Origin of the sequence: Photobacterium kishitanii (assembly GCF_003026355.1) — a bacterium.
GTDB classification, from domain to species: Bacteria; Pseudomonadota; Gammaproteobacteria; order Enterobacterales; family Vibrionaceae; genus Photobacterium; species Photobacterium kishitanii.
This window is the reverse complement of record NZ_PYON01000031.1, coordinates 11,981-30,597: the sequence shown is the minus strand read 5'-3', so window position 1 is coordinate 30,597 and position 18,617 is coordinate 11,981. Positions and strand designations below refer to the sequence as shown.

Below are 18,617 nucleotides of genomic sequence, written 5' to 3'. Positions count from 1 at the left end.
ACATATACTTATATATTAAAACCGTAATTAAAATATCCATTTTTTAATAAATTAATTCTACCAGACAATGATATATTTCAATTTTATTCGGTCTTATTATAAGGTGTATCATGATTTCAGATTTTAATTCAAATCAACTCCCCAACTTATCTGCTATTAATGACATTACGATCACATCTAAAACTAGCAATACAAACTATGGCGGAAGTGACCTATTAAGTAATGTAATTATCATGCCTAATGGTAAATTATCGATAACTGATAATGCTGTGGCAAATAAAACTATAGCCGAAGGTACAACTAATTCAGCCTCAGGCATGGGAGCTTATTTTTACGTTAATGGAGATGCTAAGTCAAATAATGCCACCATTGGGAATAATGGTTTTTTAAATATAGGTGAGAATAGAAATCAAGAATATAAAAATGGTCATTGGGTTGATAAACCTTTATCTGAGCAATTAACTAAAAATAAAGCCTATGCCACTAATACTCACCTATTAAAGGGGGGGAATTTATGGACAGGTATTAACTCTGTTACAGAAGGTACAATTAATGAGGGAGGGATACTTAATGAATATTATGGCTCTGTTTCTAACTCAGTAAACACCGCAGGAGGAAGAGAATATACATATTCACCAGTCGTATCTTCAAATTCAAAATTCAATCGTAGTTATGATTATGTTGGACTTCAATCTAAGAAAGGTGGAACACAAAACAATGTAACCGCTGAAAATCATAGCCTTATAAATGTAACTAATTCTGGATATATAAATAAAATAAAAAGTACTGATAGCACCATAAACTCAAATAATAAAGGTGCTATTAATGATATTGAAAGCCATCACAGTATTATCAATGTTAATACTGGTGGCGTTATTTCTAATGTTACTGCAACTAATAATAGCATCATAAATAACAACAACTCAATGAATGGTAAAAATACTTTAACAAACAGCACCTTGAATGCTAATTCAGGTTCAAAATCTGATACAGTAACATTAAATGGTTCATTAATTAATGTTAATGGAACATCAACCATTTCAAACATTATAAGTAACAATAATAACAACACCATTTCATTTCCAAGTAAAAAGCCAGTTACATTAAATTCAAACTCTATTTCTGGTGACTATACGGTTAAAATCTCGTCCAATTTAAACAACTTTTCAACTGATTTAATTAATGTTAAGCACGGTATATCTGGAAATTTAAAATTAGACTTTAGTGGATTAGGAAAAACAGGTAGAAATACTCTTGGTAATGGTATCAAAATCATTAATAATGAAAATCTATCTTCAAATCATCATATAACTATGACTAAACCTATTAATCGAGGGATATTAGTTTATAACTTAAAAAATATTGATAATGATTACTATCTTCAGTCTACACTAAATAAAGTTAACTATATTAATGTTTACACACCATTAGCACTATCAGATTACTCATTATCAAATACAGGCAGTTTATATCAACGTCAGGGATCATTTATTAACACCTCAAAGCATGATGTTTGGGTGAAATATAATTCGAAAAAACAAAAGATTAATGATGGTCAACTATCGAGCAATACATTAACATTAGGGTATACATTTTATAACAACAACAATAGTAATAAGCACATTGATTCTGGTTTAATGTTAAATCTAGGGAAATTAGATTTTTCATATAATAGCGAAGTAAATAATACTAATGCTATAAGCGTCTATAACTACACCACAATCAAAAAGCCTAACTATTATTTTGATTTTGTGAATGGTTTTGGGTTATACAAATCTAAAATTAACCCTACAATTTCAAATGAAACTGAATCTTTTGACTCTAAAATATTCACATCTTCAATTGAAACTGGATATTTATTCAAGTATCACAAGATTAATATCATCCCTCAAACTCAACTAATTTATCAAAACTATAGCCAAAATAGTTATAATTTAGTGGGCTATGAGTCTGACACAAAAATGAATTCGGTTAAGCAAAATAATATTATTGGCCGAGTTGGTATTAATATAAACCGTGATTTCCAAAGTAAATATTTATATCAACCATTTATTCAACTTAGTGTTTATAATAAATTCAACAAGAGCCATAACATTACTGCAACAGATATTAATGTTAGTCAATTTGCGCAGGTAAAAGATGATAAGACTTGGCTTAATGTGACTGCTGGGTTAAATGTGAAAGTTTCAGACCAATCTAATGTGTATGCAGATGTCATTTATGACCATCATAATCTCAATGAGTTAATTGCATACAGATATAGTTTTTGATTGTAAAATCAGAAGGTTCCGCGTGTTTTAGTAAATTATGTTAAGGCGATAATAAGATCTAATCTTATCAGTAGCCTTAACATAGCAATTAATCTTTAAGCCCCAACTTAACCATATTTTCATTTACAATCGTAACGGGTAATGGAATATAACCATCTTTTTGCACAATATTCTGACCATCACTCGATAAAATAAACCGTAAAAACTCTTGCTCCATCGGGGCGAGGGCTTTGTTGGGATGTTTATTGATATACAGATACAAATAGCGCGATAACGGATAGTTACCATTGATCGAGTTTTCAACGGTGGCTTCAACATAATCCGTGCCCTCACGAGCCACTGGAATAGCGCGAATACCCGTCGTTTTATAGCCAATCCCTGAATAACCAATCGCATTCAGCGAAGTCGATACTGATTGCACTACTGATGCAGACCCCGGTTGTTCATTAACGTTATTACGAAAATCACCACGACATAAGGCGCGCTTTTTAAAATCGCCATAAGTACCGGATACCGAGTTACGGCCAAATAATTGAATATCTCGCTGTTGCCAGCTATTGGGTAACCCTAGTTGGCCCCAACGAGTGATTGGCACTAATGCGCCGCAGCGTAAGGTCCGCGAATATATCGCGTCTAACTGCTCAAAGTTAAGGCCTTGAAGAGGATTATCTTCATGTACAAACACAGCTAAAGCATCAACAGCAACTTTAATTGCAGTTGGTTTATAACCATATTCTTTCTCAAACGCTTCAATTTCTTTGGTTTTCATTTCGCGACTCATCGGCCCTAATTGCGCCGTCGCTTCCACCAGCGCAGTAGGGGCAGTAGATGAACCTGACGTTTGAATTTGAATATTAACGTTTGGATATTGGCGCTTAAACGCTTCAGTCCAATAGGTCATTAGGTTAGCTAACGTATCTGATCCAACCGAAGACAAATTGCCAGAGATACCGCTCACTTTATGGTAAGGCTGTAATTGGGTATCCACGACGACAGCAGCAGGTGTCGCGGCCACAACAGGTACTAATGCCATCGCACTCCACAAAGTGAGTCCACTTATTGTCATAGTGATCATTTTCGTTAGCGGTGACATTAGCATGAGGTATCCTTACCTTTTATTGATGATCATTGATTTCTGCATGAGGTAGTGCTGTATCTGCCACTAATCGATTTGGCAATGTAAATGAGAAAGTACTGCCTTTATCAAGCTCACTGTCGATTTCTAAATGGGCATCATGATGACTTAATGCATGTTTAACAATCGCTAGTCCTAAACCACTACCACCAGTTTCACGCGAACGGGCTTTATCAACTCGATAAAAACGTTCGGTTAAACGATGAATATGTTGCGCGGCAATACCTTCACCACTATCCGTAACTTCTAATCGAGGCCCTGTTGGTGAACGATACCAACGCACATGGATTGCTGCATCATTGGGAGTATGTTTAACCGCGTTATAAACCAAATTTGAAATCGCACTTCGCAGTTGATCATTATCACCAAACACTTTTAAGCTATTATCAACCTCAAAAGTAAACGATTGATCTTTATTAGTACTAAGTGACATCGCTTCTTTTTCTAAAATATCGAGCATTGCGGGCACATCAACTATTTCTTCAAGTTCAATTGTGGGTGCAGCTTCAATTTTAGATAATGTCAGTAATTGCTCAACTAATGCATTCATCCTTGCTAATTGTTCAGTCATGACTCCATGAGCACGATCCCACATCGGCCCCATGAGCATTTCAGGATCTTGTGCCATTTCAAGATAGCCCTGTAAAACCGTCATTGGAGTACGTAATTCATGGGAAACATTGGCAAAAAAGTTACGTCGCATGCCTTCCAATTGCTTTAACTGTGACACATCACGCACAGCCATCAGATATTCACCTTCGGTATAACGCATGATCCGCAATTCTAAGGTGCGATCATAATTCATTGGTGAAGTGATTTCTAATGGGGTATCAAATGCTTGGCGGGATAAGTAGCGCACAAAATCAGGACTACGTAGCAAGTTGCTAATCGGTTGGCCGCTATCATCAGGCCAACGCAAGCCTAATAATTGCTGAGCTAATTTATTACACCAAACAATGTTGCCTTCACTACGAAATACGACGACCGCATCAGGCAATGATTCAGCACCATTACGGAAACGACGGATTAAGGTTGTAAGTTCTTTACGACGGCGACGATTACGTTGCTGCAAACGATAAATACCATTAAAGAGAGGCTCCCAACTGCCAGAACCAGAAGGTGGCGTTAAGCTACGATCTTTCCATAACCAATTCGACATTTTAAGTTGGTTATGAAAATGCCATCCGAGTTGAATCCAAGTGGCAATTAATAAAAACCACGGTAGATAGCCAAAAATAGCGCCAAGCACGAGCCAAGGTAGATAGAATAATATCAGCTCCCCAACCAGCCTTTTCCATGTCAATCTTTCCACCACGTTTTACTCCTAGCAACAACGGAGGAGTACTATGGTTCCGTTACGCTATTTTTCTATTCGATAAAACCAACACAACCGTCATTGTTATCGTAGTCTCACGATAACAATGACGGTTAATAGTTTGCCATTGCTGGCGTCAGCACAACGCGATATCTATATACGGGTTGAAAAGCGATATCCCGCGCCACGTACCGTTTGAATCATCTTATCGTGACCACCATTTTCAAGCGCTTTACGTAAGCGACGAATATGCACATCAACGGTACGATCTTCAACATAAACATTGGTGCCCCACACATTATTCAGCAATTGCTCGCGGCTATAGACCCGCTCTTGGTGAGTCATAAAAAAGTGCAACATCTTGAACTCAGTCGGCCCCATATCTAGCGGCTCATCAGCTGAGGTTACTCGATGTGAAACAGGATCTAACTTTAAACCTTGAACATCAATCACATCATCTAAAGCAGTTGGTGAAGCGCGGCGCATAACGGCTTTCAAACGCGCCATTAGCTCTTTAGGTGAAAATGGTTTGGTGATGTAATCATCCGCTCCCACTTCCAGCCCACGTACTTTATCCTCTTCTTCACCGCGAGCAGTTAACATCACTACTGGAATTTGGCGAGTCAGTTCATCACGCTTGAAATGTTTAATCAAGTTAATGCCAGAGCCCCCAGGTAACATCCAATCCATTAAGATCAACTCAGGATACGGCTCGCACATTTTTTCTAATGCACTATCGTAATCTTCAGCTTCTATAGCTTGATATCCATTTTGCTCTAGTACAAAACACAACATTTCGCGAATCGGTGCTTCGTCTTCTACTACAAGAATCCGTCTTGCCATAATCAAATATACCTAGTCGTTTGTTTTCTCTGACATGCGTCATTATGTGTGTAAATTATGACACTTTTGTGACTTTTACAGATAAAGCTGGTTTTAATAAAACCAATAACAACCATTAAAAACAGCCTTATCGATTGATACTACAACAAAAACAACCTAGCGATTGCCGTAAATCTTATTACCCTTTAATGACAATTTGACTACGACCACCTCCCATCGCTTCCACTGCAACTTGGACCCCAATCCGCTCGACTAAAGTGCCAACATGCGAGATCACACCAATTTGACGCCCATCAGCTTGCAGCGCATCTAAACAGGCTAATGCCATCTCTAAACTATCGGGATCAAGGGTGCCAAAACCTTCATCAATAAACAATGAACCCAGTTGTCGAGTATCTGCAGCCAAAGAGGCTAATGCCAGAGCTAAAGACAGTGACACCAGAAAACTTTCCCCGCCAGATAACGATTCAACACTGCGTACTTCATCACCCATATCATGATCAATAACTTGTAACGCTAATGGGCTTCCTGGAACAGGTTGCAATGCATAGCGCGGCGCAAGATCTTGCAGATGATGGTTAGCATTAATCACTAGCTGCTGCAATGTTAAACCTTGCGCCAAGGTACGGAATTTATTGCCATTTGCTTGACCGATTAAATCGCTCATATCCATCCAAAGTTCAGTTTGCGTTTGTTGAGTGACTAATGCTGTGCGTAAATCCCCCGCTTGTTGTTCTGCTTGTTCTGCTTGAACTAAACGTTGACGCAATTGGAAAACCTGATCATCCAGTTGCCCTTTTTCCGCTTGCCACTGCAACAATAATTGCTGCTGTTTAGCGATCTCATCAGCGATCTCATGCTGGCTAAACCACAGCACCGCCGCTTCAACTGTCGGCTGATAATCGACCTTAGCTTGCTGTCTTTCTTTAACAATGGTTTCGCCTTGAGATACAGTTTGCTGTAGCTGTTTGAGTTCACTGCGCTGGTGCTGTAACCATGTTTCATCTTTATTTAATAATGCAATTAATTCAGTTTCAGTTATAGCCAGTTTTTCAAGCCAGGTTTGCCACACTTGTTGCTGCTTGTCTTGCGCCGCTTCAGATTCAGCTAACTGCTGGGTCGCGTTGTGCTGTTTTGCTTGTTCAGCTGCAATTACTTCAGCTAATTGATTGAGTTGTGTTTGCAAGCTTTGGTATTGTTGCTGCTGCTGTTCTATATCAACTTTAGCTACACGTTCAATAGTCTCTAACGGCTGCTCACCGATAAGCTCAACACGTTGCTGCCAACAGGCTTGTTGCTCCTCAATCAAAAGGTTAACTTTAAGCATCATCTCATTTGATTGTTGCTCGGCATATTGAACACTGTTAGCTAGCGTTGCCAATATCGGCGCTAATTCTGTCAGTTGTTTTTCAAGCTGCTGTTGTTGTTCTACATTTGTTTGATACTGTTGAATTTGTCGTTCTAGTGCAGCAATAAAGCCGGCTTGTCCTTGCTGCGCTAACGCACTTAACCATGCGTCATTACCATAAATGACCATTAACGCTTGTTGGCGTTCATTGACCACCTTTTGCTGGGTTTCGGCTTGGGCAATAAAAGAATTAAGCTGCTCTTGCGCTTGGGTTTGCTGCTGAGTTAACTGGTAACATTGTTCTTTTAAGTCTGCTTCTTGTTTTGTTAATTGCTGTAATTGCAGCTGTTTTTTCTTCACATCTGCAATCATCAACTTGCGCTGTTCACCCTGCACTTTAATCTGCTGCATTTGAGTGGATGCATCATCTAACGCTTGTGACCAATTCGCTTGATAATGAGAAAGCTGAGCTAAATCACTTTCGATTGATAACACAATTTCCGCTAAGGTGATTGCATTCAAATCTGCTGCCATTAAATCTGTCCAATGACATTGCTGCTGATTGACTAAGCCTTGAATGGTATTATTGAGCCCTGATATATCTTGCTCAAGCTCGATTTGACGTAGCTTATCTTGCGCAATAGATTGGGCTAACTGGCGCTGCTCTGCATGGCTATCTTGCAATTGTTGCGCTAATTGCTGTAATCGTTGTTGCTGCTGGCTAATAATGGTTTCAACTTGCGGATTATGCAGCTGATAAGGGTGATCAGCCGCACCACATAGTGGGCAAGGCTCTCCTTCCACTAACTGCTCACGATAATCCGTTAAGCTCATCACGGCTCGGCTTTGGTTTAACTGCAACTCCACTTCTTTGTGTTGCGTAACTAATTGCAACAGCTCAGGTGCTAAGGCGGTTAAACGCTGTTCACTGTTGGCAATATGGATCACTAAACCTTGGTGCTGAAGCTGGGATTTATCGCGCTGCTGCAGCAATCCATGCCATTTATCCAAACCGAATAGACACTCTTTGAGCTTACTACTCAGTTGCTGATAAGCGCCATAGTGTTGACGTTGCTGATCTTGTAATTGCTCTAATGCATTGAGATCTAGCTCAGCCGTTTGTTGGCTTAATTGCTGCTGTTGTTGATCAAGCGCTGAGAGCTGTTGATCAAATTGAATTTTCTGCTCAGAAATTATCGCTAATGCCGTTTGACGCTGCTTAATGTCGGTTTGTAATTGTGTAACTTTGGCTTGTGCTTGTTGGAACTGGCTGATGTTATCTTTGATCGCTGTTTGCTGTTCTGCTAAGGCTTTAATCCCTTGAGTTTCAGCAACAGAAGTCATCACTTGTTGCTGTTGTAATTGTGCTGATTGCTGTTGCTTTTGCTTACTCACTAGTTGCTCGCGCTGGGTAGTGAGTTCTTTATTTAAGCCAGCTAACTGCTGTTGTAGCTCAGCGCTTTGTTGCTGCAAACCATCACGTTTTTGCTCAATGCTTGCCGCTTGTTTTAGTTTAGGTTCAAGCTCATTAAATGCTTGTTGTTTTTGCACTAATTGCTGCTGGCTGTGCTGAGTATTTAATTGTAATTGGCTTTGTTGTTGCTGCTTGTCAATTAACGTTGCACCTGTTTGCTGCTCAGTGGCTGTCCATTTAACCAGTTGCTGTTTAGCTTGGGTTAATAAGCTGAAATCACTGCGCGCAGGTAGCGCTTGCTCATATTTTTCAAGTTGGAGATAACGTGGCGCAGCCAATTGTTGGGCTTGCTTAGCTTGCACTAACTGCTGTTCACTTTCAGCAATACGTTGAGTCAGTTTTTCAGCACTGACCAACACATCTTGGTGCTGTTTTAGTTGATCTAGCTGTTGTTGCTGACTATTCACTTGCTCACGAGCAGATGCTAATTGAATCTTTAATGCTTCGCGCTCTTCATCAGTTAGCAGTGCGATATCACCTAACTTGCCTTGAAGTTGCGTCAATTTAAGCTTTTCATCTTTGGCACGTTCATAAGCAGCAATGGATAATCGACCGTAAATTTCACCGCCAGTCATACGCTCTAACAGCGCTGCACGTTCATCAGCCCCTGCTTTTAGAAATGCCGCGAACTCGCCTTGTGGCAACATCACTGCACGACGAAATTGATCAAAACTTAACCCAATCAACTTTTCTATTTCGGCTTGCAACTCTTGTTTTTTACCGGCAAATCGCTGCCCTGTTTCAATGTTTTCTAACCATTGTTCAGCGGCTTGAATTTTACCTTCGGCGCGCCCACGGGCACGACGAACATGCCAATGTGAGCGCCAATGTGAGCCATCGTTAGCAATAAAATCAACCTCAGCAAAACCTTCGCCCTTACCGCGCGATAAAATACTGCGGACATCATTGGCTTTAATACGGTTATCTTCATCATCACGGCCAATTTCAGCATCATTTTTTTTATTTGATTGCAAACGAGGAATACGATCATACAAAGCTAAACAAATCGCATCGAGTAAAGTTGATTTACCCGCACCGGTTTTACCCGTGATTGCAAACAAGCCAGCATCAGCTAAGCGGCCACCAGCAAAATCAATCTCAAATTTGGTTTGTAAACTCGCTAAATTTTCGCCACGAAGCGCAAGGATTTTCATTATTTTTATCTCTCTTCTTGTTCTTCAACGTGAGTTAACAGAGTTTCAAACGCTTCAGTCATCGCTTCGGTTGGTTCGCCATCAAATTTCTTATTCCAACTTAATGCAAATACTTGCTGAGGCGAGACCTCAGATAAACGGCGATGCTGTAAGCCATGTTGTTGCTCGCGTTGGCTATAATGCGGCGTAATTTTAGCAAGGCGAACGGATTTGCCTTCTAATGCTTGCAGCACTTTTTCACGCAATAAGGCTTGTGGTTTATCAAGCAATACATGCACTTCTAAAAAGGGCTGTTGTTCACGTGGCAGCTCATCGTCAGGTAAGGCTTTCAATGCTGCTAACACTTCATCTAGCGGTGCTGGTTTTGTTGGCACTTTAAGCATATCGACACAGCGAGGAATACTGATCTCTTCAATCGCTTTAACGTTATTGCCATCAAATTCTACTGCTATAATTTGGTGGTTATAATTACGCTCCGACATCGATAATGGAATCGGTGAGCCGCTGTAACGCACATGATCTTTCTTCGCCACTTTTTGAGCTAAATGGAGGTGTCCAAGGGCAACATAACTCATGTCATCAGCAAAAATAGACGCAGGCAGCGCGTGTTGATTGCCACCTAATACTCGACGTTCTGACATTTCAGATAACTTGCCAGATGCCATATACGCGTGACCCATTCCAATCATTGCTTGCTCTGGATTCATCAGCGTTCGAGCAGCTTGAGTCATTTCGCTATAGAGCACTTCCACTCCTTTAATTAAGCGATCATCGCTATCGTCAAGGTTATCGGTTCGCAAATCAGCACTGCGTAAAAATGGCACTGCGAGCACATAAGCAACTGTTTGTTTTTCTTTATTGGTTAATGGCACCAACATCCGTTCAACATCTAATGTGCCATCGGCAAAACGATGAATACCGCCGACCATATGCAAATCAAACGCTTTTAATAACTCATGCGGCGCATCCAATTTGCTTGGCGAATCATGGTTACCCCCTATCATCACCACATCTAACTTCGGTAATGTTTTTGCGAGTCGGGCAAGGAAGCGATATAACATTCTCCACGCACTGGCCGGTGGATTGGCGCTATCGAAAATATCTCCTGCCACTAATAAAGCATCAGCTTGTTGCTGTTCAAGCTCATCTGCTAACCAGTCTAAGAATGCTTGATGTTCATAGTCACGGTTATAACCATGTAATTGATGCCCAAGATGCCAGTCTGAGGTATGGATAATCTTCATAATATAGTGCGCTACCAAGCCAGTAATAATCTGTTGATTGTACCGTGTGAAGCTCTAAACCACACATAATTTCACTGCCTTGCACTGCTATCAAGAGTTTTATTTTTGACAAATGAGTAGGAAAATTAACTAGAGAAAACTAGCAATAAATTTTATTAATTGAAATAATAAGTGTGGGAAAAGTCAGTTTTTTAGCAAGTATGCACAAATAAAGCCACTGTTTATTAGCGGCTCTATAGTAAGAGTTATCTAAATTAATTTAACTAAATATTGGAGCAATAATCTCTTGATCTTGTAATACCCCTCTAGCAATATCAATATTGTATAACTGCCTGAGATTATCTTTATTTAACATGTTTTTACTCAAACCAAATAAACTAGGGCCTTCTCTTCTAACAAGAAGAACTTTATCAGCAACATGTAAAGCTTGTTGTGGGCAATGAGTTGAAAAAATCACAGCAGTGCCCTTTTTCGCTACCTCCTTAATCGTAGTTAACACCTTATTTTGATTAAAGTAATCTAGTGCAGATGTAGGCTCATCAAGGATCATAATATTAGGTTGAGAAACTAATGCTCTAGCAATCAAGATCATTTGCTGCTGACCACCACTCAAACAACAAAAGCTCTCATTAGCAAACTTTAACATTCCGACAGATAATAATGCTTCATCTGCTTTTTCTTTATCTAATTTCGATGGTGTCGCAAAAAAACCATTTCGACCACTAGCTCCCATTACAACCATATCTCGAACACAATAATCGAATGGGCTCGATGTACTTTGTGGTACATACGAGCATTTTCCAACAGTTTTCACTTCTCCCCCAGAAATTGGTAATAACCCTAATAAACATTTTATTAAGGTCGTTTTACCCGATCCATTTGGCCCCAATATAGCTAAAACTTCACTTTTATCTAATTCAAAAGAGTGTCCATCAAATATATTTTTTGGCCTATTGGGATAACAAAAACTAATTTTACTAACTTTAATCATGTCGCCAGCCTCTTAATTGGCTTTTATATAATAACCAAGCAAAAATAGGTGCACCAAATATGGCTGTTATTACCCCAATAGGAATTTCACCGTAACTTATTGTTCTAGCAAAAACATCAACCAGTATTAAATATATTGCACCAATAAACATCGATATTGGAATAAGCTTACCGTGATTAGAACCAACAATCATACGTGCAAAGTGAGGAATGATTAATCCAACCCAACCAATAATTCCACTAACAGAAACAGAAGCGGCTATTAATATCGCTGTTGAAAGTAATATTACCCATCGACTCAAATTGACATTCACTCCCATAGAAGATGCTTCTTCTTCACCAAGAGACAATATATTAATAACATATCGCATTTTGAAAATAATAATTCCAACAGTAAGTAATGGCAGTAATATATATATAACATCTATATAGCGTGATTCATTAAAAGAACCCATTAGCCAATAAACAATACTCGGCAATGTATTATTTGGATCTGCAACATATTTAACCAAAGATACTAACGATGTAAAAAATGCTGACGTAACAATACCTGCAAGTACTAATGATAAAACGTTTTTTCCACCTCCCGATTTAGCAATCATCATCGCAACAAGCAAAGCAATTACACCAAATAAAAAAGCAAAAATAGCTATATAAAAATCTGGCAACATAAGAAGTATAGCAATAACACCACCGAATGCGGCTCCAGAAGATACGCCTATAACTTGTGGGCCAACAAGAGGGTTTCTAAACAATCCTTGTAATGCCGAACCACCTAGTGCAAGTGAAGCACCGCAAAGTCCAGCCACTAAAATCCGCGGCATTCTAACAGACTCAATAACTTGTTGCTCTGTAATACTCCAATCAATATTAATATCGATTAATTTTGATATTAATACCTTTATTATTGTACTAAAGTTGATCGAGTACCTACCCATTGATAATGCAAATATCAATGTAAGTATCAATATTAATGACATCATAGCCAATAATATAAAATAACTATTTTTTTTCACTAAAAAAATACTATTCGAATTTAATTCAACTCGAATATCTGAATAATCCTTTGAGTTCATAATAATATCTAAACAATTAAGTTAATAAATAATTAGTTAATAATGCCTTTATAACCTGATGCGTCTTTATTTATTTCAGCTCGTAGCATTATATCAAGTTGTTCATCAGTTGCTTCTTTACCATATAGAAATTCTAAAGCACTTTTTAAATGCTCACGCATGGAACCTGGTAAAATATTAGGATGTACGGTTCTTGTAAACCACTCTAATGCTAATGCTAATTCTTGATTTGGTGGATCCCAACGATCTCCTCCGACCGGAACTTTATATACATGATGATTTTTAACGGCCTTAATTTCTGAGTAAATAGGATTTGTATAAATATCATTCGGCTTTAGATTTATATTGAAACCGAATAACCAAATAATATCTGGGTTAGCATTCAAAATCATCTCAGGATCTATATTTATAATATTTCCCTTTACCTTGATTGCATTTTTAGCTCCAGCAGTATCAATATAAAATTGGAAATGCGATTCACTACTCGCTGCACTAGATTCATCCATTAAATACAAAACACTCGGTTTATTTTTATCCTCAATATATTTTGTCTTTGCTACAATATTTTGATAGGTTTTTTCTTGCCAATCCAATATTTCTTTTGCCTTTTGACTTTTATTTAAAATAATACCCATATCATTAAGCCATGTTTTTGCTATATCTGTCTTTTTGTACTGCATAGCTGCCACATTTAATCCCGCAACCTCCATAGCTTCAATACTTTTATTTTTCCTAGCCCACTGTATAACCAAGTCAGTATTAAGATTTAGTAATGCTTCTATATTTGGCGAATCATCTTTCCCTACAACCTTATCTGAAATTTTATTCAATACTGGAAAGAATTCATTTAGAACACCTTCATTGATGGCATTTTTAGAGTTAGTTGTTGTTGCAACTAATCTATCTCCACTACCATCAAGTGCCACAACCATTGTACCTGCGGGCGTTGCAACCACAGATATACGTTCTGGGGTTTTTGGTATCTCAACTTTACGTCCAGCTTGATCAGTATATGTAACGGGTTCAGCAAAAACATTTATTGATAAAACAATCGCTAACAAACATAGATGTTTTCTAAAATAACAGGTAAAGGTACTCACAATCCCTCTGAAATGATAATCAATCTCAAAAACAAGGAGTGTAATATAATCGCTCAAACGCATCAAAACAAGTATTATATATACATGTTTTGATGCGATATGGAAGTAATAAATAACTTAATGCTTACTAAGTCATTATTTTTAATATTGAATATTTATTCACATTGAACTTTTTTACTTAAAATAAGATCACTGATTGAGCTGATAAATTAATCTCTTATTACTTTAACTAATCATAACTTCAACAGTTGAGCACTGGTTCAACAGGATAAGCGATGATACATAAATTTATTTATAATTTAATTTCACACTCTTATTGTCCCATCTTGACGTTAATTTTGAATCGCCACTTAGTAATTTTTAGTGGTTGAGTTAATATGTGCGCCCCGACTGTTTACCCTAGGAAGCGTGACTAGCATGATGTGGTTTAAAAATATACTGACTTACCGTTTTACGCGTGAGATTGACTTAAATGCAGACCAAATAGAAAAACAGCTGGAAGAATTCCGCTTTACCCCTTGTGGTAGCCAAGATATTCAAAAGTTTGGCTGGGCACACGCACTTGGCAAGCATGGTGATATGTTTACCCATGTCTCTGGTGACAATATTTTAATTTGCGCTCGCAAAGAAGAAAAAATGCTACCAGCGTCAGTGATAAAAGAATCATTGAACAACAAAATTGAAATACAGGAAAAAGATCTTGGCCGTAAGCTGAAAAAGACGGAGAAAGACACCCTAAAAGATGAAATCGTGATGGATTTACTGCCACGCGCGTTCAGTCGTCAACATCAAACTTATGCGTTAATCATGCCTAAATTAGGTTATATCGTAGTTGATGCCGGTAGCTACAAAAAAGCTGAAGATGTATTAGCATTATTACGTAAATCTATTGGTAGCCTACCAGTAGTCCCAGTAGTGTCTGAAAAACCATTGGCATTAACTCTTACAGAGTGGGTTCGTAGCAACCAATCACCACAAGGTTTTACTATTGGTGAAGAAGCTGAGTTTAAAGCTGTTGAAGAAGACGGTGGCGTGATCCGCTGTAAGCAGCAAGATTTAAATTGCGATGAAATTCTAGCACACATTGAAGCGAATAAAGTGGTAACTAAACTAGCGCTTAATTGGCAAGATCGTATTGATTTCATTTTAGCAGATGACTTGAGCGTTAAACGTCTTAAATTCTCAGATGAAATTAAAGATCAAAACGAAGATATCGATCGTGAAGACATGGCACAACGTATTGATGCTGACCTATCGCTAATGGGCGGTGAGTTCTCAGTGTTTTTACCAAACCTATTTGATGTTATCGGTGGTTTAGAAAATAAAGGTTAATCCTGATTTTTCTTGAGTGTAAGTAACAAAAAGCGTCACTTAGATAACAAAAAAAGAGCCGTCACGTTATTTCACGTTACGGCTCTTTTTATTTTCTACTGACTATATAACGATTATTAAAAGCAATAACTGCTACATGCTCATCCCCATGCCAGCATTGGCTTTTTTACCCACTTTGTAATACCAAATAGAAAGCGGAATGAAAATCAAGTTCATTACTGTGGTCATATTAAAACCAAAGCCTGATTGATTTAACGTCCGTACTGTTTGATCGCTAGTGACCCAACCAAAACCATTAAAGATCGCATCAACACATAACCCAGTAAATAAAATAGCGACAAATAACAACCCAACCATCCATTTAGCTGGACGTTTACCGTAGTATTTTTGATACACACGAATCATTGGGATCGTTAATACATCCGATAGAATAAACCCAATCACACCACCAAATGAAATCCCACCATGCCATAACGCCGCGGCTAAAATAAGATTACCGACTGAACATACATAAGCGATCATCGCCACAAAAATACCAATGATCACATCTAAGAAAGAATGTAGCCATACAGGTAAACCGGCATCGTTACTGATAAACAGTGCTCGCCAGCCGTCTTGCGGCATTAATGCGATTAGAAGCGAAGAAACCACCACCCCAATCAGGATCTCTTTACCAATCATGGCAATATCCATTTGGAAGAAACCTGCTGATTTAGTCACTTTAGTCATAAAATCTGAACTAGGCTCTGGCGCCATATCCATTTTATGATCCATTTGTTTCATGCTTGACATATCCATGCCACAATCACTGTCGTCAGACTTCATCTTTGACATATCCATGCCGCAGTCACTGTCATCAGACTTCATCTTTGACATGTCCATGCCGCAATCGCTGTCATCAGACTTCATCTTTGACATGTTCATGCCGCAATCACTGTCATCGGACTTCATCTTTGACATGTCCATACCGCAATCACTGTCATCGGACTTCATCTTTGACATATCCATGCCGCAATCACTGTCATCAGACTTTATCTTTGACATATCCATGTCGCAATCACTGTCATCAGACTTCATCTTTGACATATCCATACCGCAATCACTGTGATCACCGCTCATTTCAGACATATCCATACCACAGCTGGCTTTCTGAGGTTGAGCATCCTCTAAATGTTGGCGCATTTCTTGTTCGACATCTTTAGGGAAAAAGCGGCTAAATAAAAATCCAACCGTAACGATCAGAATCAAGCCACCAATCACTTCCCCCCATAAAAACGTCCAGCCCATTAATGCAACTAAGACAATAAACATCTCGACAATCAAGTTAGTGCTTGAAACTAAAAATGCCATTGCATTAGCGACAGTTGATTTTTTAACTAATAAAGTATGTGATAACGATGCGGCGGCATAAGAACACGATGACGATACCATCCCTAAAAAAGTAGTAAAACCAAGGCTCACAGGAGTAGTTTTACCAAGGTGTTTAACCACACTTGATACTGGAATAAAATTACGAATCCATGACGATAGTATGAGGCCAAACGCTAACGGCCAGAAAATTTGCCATATCATATTACCGAATGTTGAAAATACGTGGATCACTAACCCACTTATATCGTGACCGATCATAACTACCTTCTTTAATGTATGCTGTCACTCATTAGTGACAATATTGTGCTAACCGCCTGCATATAGTGCACTAAAATATAAATCATGTACTTAATGCACAATAAGTATGTATTTAAAGGTGCAGATATCTAAATTAATTAAATAATGCCAATTAAATATATACCTCCTTCTATAATAGTGTTGATTTTTCATTGCCAATTATTTTTAAGAAAATTGGCAATATGGTAATGAAAAACGTAGAATCTCGCCTCCTCCCTATAACACAAGGTGTTATAGGCTGATTTGGAATCAGACATCTATAGAGAACTGAGCAATGTTTAAACCAGAATTACTATCTCCAGCCGGTAGCCTTAAAAATATGCGTTACGCATTTGCCTATGGTGCAGATGCTGTTTATGCAGGCCAACCACGTTACAGCCTTCGTGTTCGTAACAATGAATTCAATCACGACAACCTTAAAATTGGTATCGATGAAGCTCACGCACAAGGTAAAAAGCTGTATGTGGTTTGTAATATTCAACCGCATAACTCAAAGCTTAAAACGTTCATTCGTGATTTAAAGCCGATTGTAGATATGGGTCCTGATGCACTTATCATGTCAGATCCTGGTTTGATCATGATGGTTCGTGAAGCATTTCCTGAGGTAGTAATTCATCTGTCAGTGCAAGCTAATGCCGTTAACTGGGCAACCGTTAAATTCTGGGCGAGCCAAGGCGTTGAGCGTGTCATTCTTTCTCGTGAGCTATCATTAGAAGAAATCGAAGAAATTCGTGAGCACTGCCCAGATACTGAACTAGAAATCTTTGTCCACGGTGCGCTTTGCATGGCTTACTCTGGTCGTTGTCTGTTATCTGGCTACATCAACAAACGCGATCCTAATCAAGGTACATGCACGAACTCATGCCGTTGGGAATACAAAGTAGAAAAAGCAGTCGAAAACGATGCTGGTCAAATTGTTGAAACCCAAGACGCAATTCAGATTCAAGAAGTTGAGTCACGTCCAGACAATACTCTAGGACTGGGTAAGCCAATTGACGATGTTGTATTGCTAAGCGAATCTCATCGCCCTGAAGAAAAAATGGCAGCATTTGAAGATGAGCATGGTACTTACATCATGAACTCTAAAGATCTTCGTGCCGTACAACATGTTGAGCGCCTAACCAAAATGGGAGTGCACTCACTAAAAATTGAAGGCCGTACTAAGTCTTTCTATTACTGTGCACGTACTGCGCAAGTTTACCGTAAAGCAATTGATGATGCGGTTGCGGGCAAGCCATTTGATGATTCATTACTTGGTACATTAGAAAGCCTAGCACACCGTGGTTATACCGAAGGCTTCCTTCGTCGCCACACGCATGATGCTTACCAAAATTATGACTACGGTTACTCAATTTCAGATACCCAACAATTTGTGGGCGAGTTCACTGGCGTACGCCGTGGCGACTTAGCTGAAGTTGAAGTAAAAAACAAATTTATTGTTGGCGATAGCCTTGAAGTAATGACGCCAAAAGGTAACGTTATTTTCAAACTTGAAACCATGGAAAACCGTAAATCAGAAATCATTGACGATGCTAAAGGCAATGGCCATTTTGTGTTTATTCCAATGCCTTCTGATATGGATCTAGATTTTGGTCTATTAATGCGTAACTTAGGTAACGGTGAAGATACCCGTAATCCACACGCACCTAAAGACGGTAAATAAGCATT

The 18,617-nt window shown here is 38.7% G+C and carries 12 protein-coding genes; 3 read left to right on the top strand and 9 right to left on the bottom strand.

Annotation, left to right across the window (positions count from 1 at the left end; translation table 11 throughout):
• The first annotated feature begins 110 nt into the window (after window positions 1-110).
• The gene (locus C0W29_RS20685) at window positions 111-2,270 is read left to right on the top strand and encodes an autotransporter domain-containing protein (protein ID WP_045043392.1); all 2,160 of its coding nucleotides are present in this window, start codon (window positions 111-113) and stop codon (window positions 2,268-2,270) included.
• 88 nt (window positions 2,271-2,358) lie between these two features.
• On the opposite strand, the gene C0W29_RS20680 is transcribed toward C0W29_RS20685, so the two are convergent.
• From C0W29_RS20680 to C0W29_RS20645, 8 genes are all read right to left on the bottom strand, one after another.
• Window positions 2,359-3,363, bottom strand: a complete 1,005-nt coding sequence (locus C0W29_RS20680) for a PstS family phosphate ABC transporter substrate-binding protein (RefSeq protein WP_107174091.1) — start codon at window positions 3,361-3,363, stop codon at window positions 2,359-2,361.
• 22 nt (window positions 3,364-3,385) lie between these two features.
• Window positions 3,386-4,720: a phosphate regulon sensor histidine kinase PhoR gene (gene phoR, locus C0W29_RS20675; protein ID WP_045043391.1), complete on the bottom strand. Its 1,335-nt coding sequence runs from the start codon at window positions 4,718-4,720 to the stop codon at window positions 3,386-3,388.
• 153 nt (window positions 4,721-4,873) lie between these two features.
• Window positions 4,874-5,563, bottom strand: coding sequence for a phosphate regulon transcriptional regulator PhoB (phoB, locus tag C0W29_RS20670; protein ID WP_045043390.1), 690 nt, complete (start codon window positions 5,561-5,563; stop codon window positions 4,874-4,876).
• A gap of 178 nt (window positions 5,564-5,741) precedes the next feature.
• Window positions 5,742-9,539 (bottom strand): AAA family ATPase, encoded by a 3,798-nt coding sequence (locus C0W29_RS20665; protein WP_107174078.1) that lies wholly within the window; start codon window positions 9,537-9,539, stop codon window positions 5,742-5,744.
• Window positions 9,540-9,544: 5 nt separating this feature from the next.
• Window positions 9,545-10,783, bottom strand: coding sequence for an exonuclease SbcCD subunit D C-terminal domain-containing protein (locus tag C0W29_RS20660; RefSeq protein WP_045045509.1), 1,239 nt, complete (start codon window positions 10,781-10,783; stop codon window positions 9,545-9,547).
• A gap of 259 nt (window positions 10,784-11,042) precedes the next feature.
• The gene (locus tag C0W29_RS20655) at window positions 11,043-11,774 is read right to left on the bottom strand and encodes an ABC transporter ATP-binding protein (RefSeq protein ID WP_045045508.1); all 732 of its coding nucleotides are present in this window, start codon (window positions 11,772-11,774) and stop codon (window positions 11,043-11,045) included.
• Window positions 11,767-12,849 (bottom strand): FecCD family ABC transporter permease, encoded by a 1,083-nt coding sequence (locus C0W29_RS20650; protein ID WP_080895448.1) that lies wholly within the window; start codon window positions 12,847-12,849, stop codon window positions 11,767-11,769. Before C0W29_RS20650 ends, C0W29_RS20655 begins: the two co-directional genes overlap by 8 nt.
• Window positions 12,850-12,881: 32 nt before the next feature.
• Entirely contained in the window at window positions 12,882-13,949 is a 1,068-nt protein-coding gene (locus C0W29_RS20645; protein ID WP_158260038.1) for an ABC transporter substrate-binding protein, read from the bottom strand.
• Window positions 13,950-14,369: 420 nt separating this feature from the next.
• Here C0W29_RS20645 and rdgC point away from each other — a divergent pair, with 420 nt between their 5' ends.
• A complete protein-coding gene (gene rdgC / locus C0W29_RS20640) occupies window positions 14,370-15,281 on the top strand; it encodes a recombination-associated protein RdgC (protein WP_173425436.1) in 912 nt (303 codons plus the stop codon).
• Between the two features lie 132 nt (window positions 15,282-15,413).
• On the opposite strand, the gene C0W29_RS20635 is transcribed toward rdgC, so the two are convergent.
• Entirely contained in the window at window positions 15,414-16,910 is a 1,497-nt protein-coding gene (locus C0W29_RS20635) for a permease (RefSeq protein WP_045045506.1), read from the bottom strand.
• Between the two features lie 313 nt (window positions 16,911-17,223).
• Here C0W29_RS20635 and trhP point away from each other — a divergent pair, with 313 nt between their 5' ends.
• Window positions 17,224-18,612 (top strand): prephenate-dependent tRNA uridine(34) hydroxylase TrhP, encoded by a 1,389-nt coding sequence (gene trhP, locus C0W29_RS20630; protein WP_036795888.1) that lies wholly within the window; start codon window positions 17,224-17,226, stop codon window positions 18,610-18,612.
• The last annotated feature ends 5 nt before the right edge of the window (window positions 18,613-18,617 follow it).

Excerpts from the sequence above, each read along its gene's own strand:
- C0W29_RS20685 (WP_045043392.1), top strand. The coding sequence starts at position 111 with ATGATTTCAGATTTTAATTCAAATCAACTCCCCAACTTATCTGCTATT.
- C0W29_RS20680 (WP_107174091.1), bottom strand. The coding sequence starts at position 3,363 with ATGTCACCGCTAACGAAAATGATCACTATGACAATAAGTGGACTCACT.
- phoB (WP_045043390.1), bottom strand. The coding sequence starts at position 5,563 with ATGGCAAGACGGATTCTTGTAGTAGAAGACGAAGCACCGATTCGCGAA.
- C0W29_RS20665 (WP_107174078.1), bottom strand. The coding sequence starts at position 9,539 with ATGAAAATCCTTGCGCTTCGTGGCGAAAATTTAGCGAGTTTACAAACC.
- C0W29_RS20660 (WP_045045509.1), bottom strand. The coding sequence starts at position 10,783 with ATGAAGATTATCCATACCTCAGACTGGCATCTTGGGCATCAATTACAT.
- C0W29_RS20655 (WP_045045508.1), bottom strand. The coding sequence starts at position 11,774 with ATGATTAAAGTTAGTAAAATTAGTTTTTGTTATCCCAATAGGCCAAAA.
- C0W29_RS20650 (WP_080895448.1), bottom strand. The coding sequence starts at position 12,849 with ATGAACTCAAAGGATTATTCAGATATTCGAGTTGAATTAAATTCGAAT.
- rdgC (WP_173425436.1), top strand. The coding sequence starts at position 14,370 with ATGTGGTTTAAAAATATACTGACTTACCGTTTTACGCGTGAGATTGAC.
- C0W29_RS20635 (WP_045045506.1), bottom strand. The coding sequence starts at position 16,910 with ATGATCGGTCACGATATAAGTGGGTTAGTGATCCACGTATTTTCAACA.
- trhP (WP_036795888.1), top strand. The coding sequence starts at position 17,224 with ATGTTTAAACCAGAATTACTATCTCCAGCCGGTAGCCTTAAAAATATG.